Raw genomic sequence first — 7296 nt, forward strand, 5'->3', positions numbered from 1 at the left:
GCGCCCGGCGATGAGCGGACCGGCACCCCGCCCGCGAGCCGGGCGGGGGGAACGCGGCGCCGCGGCGGGCGGGACGGGGACTCCCGGAACGCCCGCCCTCGCCCGGGGCGTCCTGGCCGCCTGCCGCCCCCGGCAGTGGACCAAGAACCTGCTGGTCCTGGCCGCCCCGGCCCTGGCGGGCAGGATCGCCGACCCCGCTGTCATGGGGTGGACGGCGCTGGCCTTCGCGCTGTTCTGCGTCGCGGCCGGAGGCACCTACCTGCTCAACGACGCCGTCGACGCCGCCGACGACCGCGCGCACGAGCGCAAGCGCCACCGCCCCGTCGCGTCCGGCCTCGTCCCGGTCCCGCTCGCGGCGGGCCTGGGCGCGGTCCTCGTCGGCCTCGCGCCGCTGGCCGCGCTGCTCGCCCAGAACCTGCGGCTGGCCGCGGTCCTGCTCGGCTACCTGGCGCTCACCGTCCTCTACACGCTCTGGCTCAAGAACCTCCCCGTCTGCGACATCGTCGCGGTCGCGGGCTGCCACGTGCTGCGCGCGCTCGCCGGGGGCCTGGCGGTCGGCCTGCCGATCACCAGCTGGTTCCTCGTCGTGGTCTCCCTCGGCGCGCTGCTGGTCGTGGCCGGGAAGCGCGAGGCCGAACTGCGCAACCCCGCGTCCGGAGGCGGCCGCGCCGCGCTCGCGCACTACACGACGGGCTACCTCGCCCAGGTCCGCGCCATGGCGTCGGGCGCGGTGGTCGTCACCTACTGCCTGTGGGCGCTGGACGAGCACACCGGCGCCGCCCTCGGCCTGTACACCGCGAGTATCGTCCCCTTCGTCATGATCGTGCTGCGGCTTCACCTGCTGGTGGAGCGCGGAGTCGGCGAGGAGCCGGAGGAGATCGCGCTGCGCGACCGCCCGGCCCAGGTGCTCCTGGCCGGCCTGCTCGTCCTGGTCGGGCTCGGCGTCCACCTCGGCTGAGCCGGGGAGAGAGGAAGGAGGGACCCGGTTGCGCAGGCGAAGCGAGCTGCTCACCGGCTGGGGCCGCACCGGACCCAGCCGGGCCACCGTCGCGCGTCCGCGCACCGCCGACGAGCTGGCGCTGCTGCTGCGCGAGGCCGCCCGGCCCGGCGGGCACGGCCTCATCGCGCGGGGCCTCGGCCGCTCCTACGGCGACGCCGCCCAGTGCGCGGGCGGGCTGGTCGCGGACTGCGCCGAGCTCGAACCGGGCCACCGGCTCGACACCGCCTCGGGCACCGTCACCGCCTCGGCCGGGACCAGCCTGGACCGGCTGACGCGGTACCTCGTGCCGCGCGGCTACTTCGTCCCCGTGACCCCCGGGACCAGGCACGTCACCGTCGGCGGGGCGGTCGGCGCGGACATCCACGGCAAGAACCACCACGTCGACTCCTCGTTCGGCGCGCACGTGCGCTCGCTCACCCTGGTCACCCCTGACGGCACGGCGCACCGGATCGGCCCGGACCGCGACGCGGAGCTGTTCTGGGCGACCGTCGGCGGGATGGGCCTGACCGGTGTGGTCACCGAGGCCGCATTCGCGGTGCTCCCGATCGAGACGTCCCGCATGCGGGTGGACACCGACCGGACCCCCGACCTGGACGCCGCGCTGGCCCTGATGGACGAGAGCGACGACCGCTACCGCTACACCGTCTGCTGGATCGACCTGCTGGCGCGCGGCCGCGCGCTGGGCCGCGGCGTGCTCACCCGCGCCCACCACGCCACCCGCGACGAGCTGCCGCCCGCGGCCCGCCGCGCGCCCCTGCGGTTCGCGCCCGGCGCGGTGGCGGGGGTGCCCCGGCACGTTCCGCCGCGGCTGCTCAACCCCCTGACCGTGCGGGCCTTCAACGCCGCCTACCACGCCCGGGCCCCGCGGGTCCGCCGGGACGAGATCCAGGACATGGCGGGCTTCTTCCACCCGCTGGACGCGCTCCGGGACTGGAACCGGGTGTACGGTCCGCGCGGGCTGGTGCAGTACCAGTTCATGGTCCCCTTCGGGGAGGAGGGGACGCTGCGGCGGATCGCGGAGCGCCTCGCCGAGCGCCGCGCGGCGTCCTTCCTGGCGGTGCTCAAGCGCTTCGGTCGGGGCACCCCGGCTCCGCTGTCCTTCCCCGGCCCGGGCTGGACGCTCGCCCTGGACCTGCCCGCCGGACTGCCGGGCCTGGCCGCGCTGCTGACCGGCCTCGACGAGCTGGTGCTGGACGCCGGCGGACGGATCTACCTGGCCAAGGACAGCAGGGCGGCCGCCCCGGCGGTGCACGCGATGTACCCGGGGCTGGAACGGTGGCGGCGCGTTCGGGACCGGGTGGACCCGGACCGGGTCCTGGTGTCGGACCTGTCCCGCCGCCTCGGCCTGTGAACGGACCGCACGACGCGGCGAGGACGGGGAACGGGGAGGTACGCATGCGCGACGCGGTGGGCACGGTGGACTCGGTCCTGCTGCTGGGCGGACGCAGCGAGATCGGGCTGGCGGTCGCGGCCAGGCTGGTGCGCGACGGCGCCCGGCGGGTGGTCCTGGCCGCGCGGCCGACCGGGGAGGCCGGGCGCGCGGCGCTGGCCGGCGCCGAGGCGCTGCTGCGCGGGGCCGGCGCGGACGAGGTGCACGTACTGGACTTCGACGCCGCGCACGCGGCGACGCACGCCGGGACGGTCGAGGCGGCGGTGCGGCGGGTGGGCGACCTCGACGTGGTCGTCGCGGCCTTCGGGGTGCTGGGCGACCAGGCCGGACCGGATGCCGACCCCGAGGCCGCGGCGGCCGGTGTGACGGTCAACCTCACCGGGCACGTCTCGGCGGGACTGGCCGTGGCCGCCCGGCTGCGCGCCCAGGGGCACGGCACGCTCGTGGTGCTGTCGTCGGTGGCGGGGGTGCGGGTGCGCCGCGCCAACCTCGTCTACGGGGCGGCGAAGGCGGGGCTGGACGGCTTCGCGCAGGGGCTGGGCGACTCCCTGGCCGGAACGGGCGCCCGGGTGCTGGTCGTGCGCCCGGGGTACGTGCGCACCAGGATGTCCGCGCACGTCGACGAGGCGCCCTTCGCCACGACCCCGGCCCGGGTGGCGGACGCGGTCGCCGCGGGGCTGCGCACCGGAGCCGAGGCGGTGTGGGTGCCGCGCGTCCTCGGGCCCGTCTCCACCGCGATGCGCCTGCTCCCCCGGGCGGTGTGGCGGAGACTGCCGCGCTAGGGAGCGCCCGGGACGAGAACGCCGGCCCGGCCGCTTGGTAGCGTCTTCCCTCGTGACCCAGTCCCGACTCCGGACCCAGATCGTCGTCGGCGCCGCGATCGTCCGCGACGGCACGCTCCTGGCGGCGCAGCGCGCCGGCCCCGTCCAGATGCGCGGCCGGTGGGAGTTCCCCGGGGGCAAGGTCGACCCGGGGGAGACCGACGAGGAGGCCCTGGTCCGCGAGTGCCGGGAGGAGCTCGGGGTCGGCGTCCGACCGCTGCGCAGGATCGACCGCGACGTCGCGCTTCCGCGCCGCCCCGAGGGCCCGCCCGCGCTGCTGCGGGTGTGGATCGCCGAACTCGCCGAGGGCGAGCCGCGGCCGCTGGAGCACCTCGCGCTGCGCTGGCTCACCGCGGCGGAGCTCCCCGAGGTGGACTGGCTCCCCGCGGACCTGCCCTTCCTCGACGACATCCGGCCCTGTCTCGAAGCGGGCGGCCCCGCGTCCGGCGGGTGAGGCGCGGAGGACGTCCGGGCGCGAAGCACGAGGTGAGGGCGGCGCGGCCCTCCCCGGTGCGGGTCCGGCCCGTCCCGGGAACAGGCGGCCGGATCCGGCCGCGAACGTGTCCGTGCACGCTTTCCTTGACCTGGACGTTTCCCAGGCAGGGGGTTGGCACGGCATAAACTGATAGACGGCCGCGGGAGTCGCGGTGTTTCCCAGCAGATGAGATCGAGACTTTCGCATGCCCACCGCCACCCCCGCCGAAGGCACCGCCCGCCGTTCGGACCTGCGTAACGTCGCCATCGTGGCGCACGTCGACCACGGCAAGACCACGCTCGTGGACGCGATGCTCTGGCAGTCCGGTGCATTCCGGGCCAACCAGGACGTCGACGACCGCGTCATGGACTCCAACGACCTGGAGCGCGAGAAGGGCATCACCATTCTCGCAAAGAACACCGCGGTCCACTACACGACGCCTGACGGCGAGGACGTCGTCATCAACATCATCGACACCCCCGGCCACGCCGACTTCGGCGGCGAGGTCGAGCGCGGCCTGTCCATGGTGGACGGCGTGGTGCTCCTGGTGGACGCCAGTGAGGGCCCGCTGCCGCAGACCCGCTTCGTGCTGCGCAAGGCGCTGGCCGCCAAGCTGCCGGTGATCCTGGTCATCAACAAGGTCGACCGCCCCGACAGCCGTATCGCCGAGGTCGTGGACGACGCCTACGAGCTCTTCATGGACCTGGACGCGACCGAGGAGCAGATCGAGTTCCCGATCGTGTACGCGTGCGCCCGGGACGGCAAGGCGTCCCTGGAGCGTCCGGCGGACGGCACCGTGCCGGACAACGACAACCTCCAGCCGCTGTTCAGCACCATCCTGGACACCATCCCGGCCCCCGAGTACACCCCGGGGGCGCCGCTCCAGGCCCACGTGACCAACCTCGACGCCTCCCCGTTCCTGGGCCGCCTGGCGCTGTGCCGCGTGCACCAGGGCGAGATCCGCAAGGGCCAGCAGGCCGCGTGGATCCGGGGTGACGGCACCGTCCAGCAGGTCAAGATCACCGAGATGCTGATGACCGAGGCGCTGGAGCGCAAGCCCGCCGAGAAGGCCGGCCCCGGTGACATCATCGCCATCGCGGGCATCCCCGAGATCATGATCGGCGAGACCCTCGCCGACCCCGAGAACCCGCGCCCGCTGCCGCTGATCACGGTGGACGAGCCCGCCATCTCCATGACCATCGGCACCAACACCTCCCCGCTGGTGGGCAAGGCCAAGGGGTCCAAGGTCACCGCCCGGCTGGTCAAGGACCGCCTGGACCGCGAGCTCGTCGGCAACGTGAGCCTGCGCATCCTGCCCACCGAGCGCCCGGACACCTGGGAGGTGCAGGGCCGCGGCGAGCTGGCGCTGGCCATCCTGGTCGAGCAGATGAAGCGCGAGGGCTACGAGCTGACCGTCGGCAAGCCGCAGGTGGTCACCAAGCAGATCGACGGCAAGCTGCACGAGCCCGTCGAGCGCCTCACCGTGGACGCCCCCGAGGAGTACCTCGGCGCCATCACCCAGCTGCTCAACATCCGCAAGGGCCGCATGGAGAACATGAGCAACCACGGCACCGGCTGGGTCCGGATGGACTGGGTGGTCCCCTCGCGCGGCCTGATCGGCTTCCGCACCGAGTTCCTGACCGAGACCCGGGGCACCGGCATCGCGCACCACGTCTTCGAGGACTTCGCGCCGTGGTACGGCGAGCTGCGCACCCGCCCCAACGGCTCGCTGGTCGCCGACCGCGCGGGCAGCGCGGTCAGCTTCGCGATGTCCAACCTCCAGGAGCGCGGCGTCCTGTTCGTGGAGCCGGGCACCGAGGTGTACGAGGGCATGATCGTCGGGGAGAACTCCCGCTCCGACGACATGGACGTCAACATCACCAAGGAGAAGAAGCTCACCAACATGCGCTCCTCCACCGGTGACGAGCTGGAGCGCCTGGTGCCCCCGCGCAAGCTCTCCCTCGAGCAGGCCCTGGAGTTCTGCCGCGAGGACGAGTGCGTGGAGGTCACCCCCGAGGCGGTGCGCATCCGCAAGGTCGTCCTGGACCAGAAAGAGCGCGCCCGCACTCTCGCGCACAAGAAGCGCGGCTCCTAGCGGAGCGGAGGCGACATCGGGCGGCGGCATCCGCGATGCCGCCGCCTGGCGCGCTTTCCGGGTGGTATCGCCGCACCTCCGGCGTTTCGGGCAGTGGGATCGGGACGGCGCGTCGGGCACCGAAAACCCCCGAATGCATGGCGTTCCCGGGGCGCGGACCTTAGCCTGGTAGGTCAGGGCGCTTTCCCGATCCCTTCGGCGGGCACGGCGCGCGCGACTCCCCGGCAACCGAAAAGGACACCTTCATGGCTCAGCCTCATGCTGTCGTGGTGGGAGGCGGCATCGGCGGACTCACCGCCGCTGCGGCCCTGCATGACAAGGGATGGGCCGTGACCGTCTGCGAGCGGTCGCCCGCGGTCGAGCCTGTCGGCGCCGGTCTCGGTGTCGCGCCCAACGGACTGCGCGCTCTCGACTCGATCGGTCTGGGCGACTCCCTGCGCGCGCTCGCCGTGGAACAGGGAAGCGCCGGGCTGCGCCGCAGGGACGGCCGCTGGCTGCTGCGCACCGACGCCGACGACATGCGCAGGCGGCTCGGCGACTCGATCGTCGTGCTGCCGCGTTCGGACCTCGTCGACCTGCTGCTCAGCCGCCTGCCCGCCACCGCGCTGCACACCGCGACCACCGTCACCAGTGTCGAGCCCGGGGACACCCGGCAGCTCGCCAGGGTCGGCACCACCGCGGGCGAGCTCACCGCGGACCTGGTGGTCGCCGCGGACGGCCTCCGGTCCACGACCCGGCCCGAACTCTTCCTGGAGCACCCCGGACCGGTCTACGCGGGCTTCACCAGCTGGCGCTTCATCACCTCGGCCCCGGACGGGCCGATCTCCTACGGGGAGAGCTGGGGGCGCGGCACCGCCTTCGGGATGCTGCCGCTGCCCGACGGGAGGGTCTACTGCTACGCCACCGCGAACGCCCCGGCGGGGGAGAGGGCCGCGGACGAGAGGGCCGAGCTGTTCCGGCTCCTGGAGGGATGGCACGACCCCATCCGGTGGCTGCTCAGGTCGGTGGGCCCCGAGTCGGTGCTGCGGACCGACGTGTGGCACATCGACACCCCGCTGCCCGCCTACCACAAGGGCCGGGTCGCGCTGCTGGGCGACGCCGCGCACGCCATGACCCCCAACCTGGGACAGGGCGCCTGCCAGGCGATGGAGGACGCGGTCGTGCTGGCCCACCAGGTCAGCGGGTCCACCGCCTACGTGCCGGTCGCGCTGGCCTCCTACACCGACGCCAGGCTGGCCCGCACGAGCCTGATCGTGCAGCGCTCGGCGCAGCTGGCCGAGAACGTGCAGAGCGAGTCGGCCCTCGTGGCCGGGCTCCGCGACGCCGGCGCCGGCATGATGGGCAGGCTCGCCCCCCGGATGATGTCCCGGTTCCTGGACCCCATCCTCGACTGGCACCCCCCGGTGGAGGCCGCCCGGGTCTAGGTAGTGTTTTCAAATGATCGCCGCTGGTGGATCATGGTGTCGTGATACGTCGTCATGAACTGTCGGATGCCGAGTGGGAGTTCGTCCGGCC

Annotated in this window: 6 protein-coding genes; all 6 read left to right on the forward strand. The window is 73.9% G+C overall.

The window, feature by feature from the left end:
• The first annotated feature begins 10 nt into the window (after window positions 1–10).
• The 6 genes from EV190_RS13650 to EV190_RS13675 all read left to right on the forward strand — a co-directional run bounded on the left by EV190_RS13650 (window position 11) and on the right by EV190_RS13675 (window position 7205).
• On the forward strand, window positions 11–958 hold the full coding sequence (locus tag EV190_RS13650) for a decaprenyl-phosphate phosphoribosyltransferase (protein WP_133741920.1): 948 nt from the start codon (window positions 11–13) through the stop codon (window positions 956–958).
• A gap of 28 nt (window positions 959–986) precedes the next feature.
• Window positions 987–2351, forward strand: a complete 1365-nt coding sequence (locus EV190_RS13655) for an FAD-binding oxidoreductase (RefSeq protein WP_133741921.1) — start codon at window positions 987–989, stop codon at window positions 2349–2351.
• 44 nt (window positions 2352–2395) lie between these two features.
• Entirely contained in the window at window positions 2396–3172 is a 777-nt protein-coding gene (locus EV190_RS13660) for a decaprenylphospho-beta-D-erythro-pentofuranosid-2-ulose 2-reductase (protein ID WP_133741922.1), read from the forward strand.
• Between the two features lie 52 nt (window positions 3173–3224).
• Window positions 3225–3665 carry a (deoxy)nucleoside triphosphate pyrophosphohydrolase gene (locus tag EV190_RS13665; protein ID WP_133741923.1) on the forward strand — a complete coding sequence of 147 codons (441 nt, stop codon included), beginning with the start codon at window positions 3225–3227 and terminating at the stop codon, window positions 3663–3665.
• Between the two features lie 226 nt (window positions 3666–3891).
• A complete protein-coding gene (typA, locus tag EV190_RS13670; RefSeq protein ID WP_133741924.1) occupies window positions 3892–5781 on the forward strand; it encodes a translational GTPase TypA in 1890 nt (629 codons plus the stop codon).
• A gap of 245 nt (window positions 5782–6026) precedes the next feature.
• On the forward strand, window positions 6027–7205 hold the full coding sequence (locus tag EV190_RS13675; protein WP_133741925.1) for an FAD-dependent monooxygenase: 1179 nt from the start codon (window positions 6027–6029) through the stop codon (window positions 7203–7205).
• Window positions 7206–7296 lie beyond the last annotated feature (91 nt).

The sequence above is a fragment of the Actinorugispora endophytica genome (genome assembly GCF_004363075.1).
Taxonomy (GTDB): Bacteria; Actinomycetota; Actinomycetes; order Streptosporangiales; family Streptosporangiaceae; genus Actinorugispora; species Actinorugispora endophytica.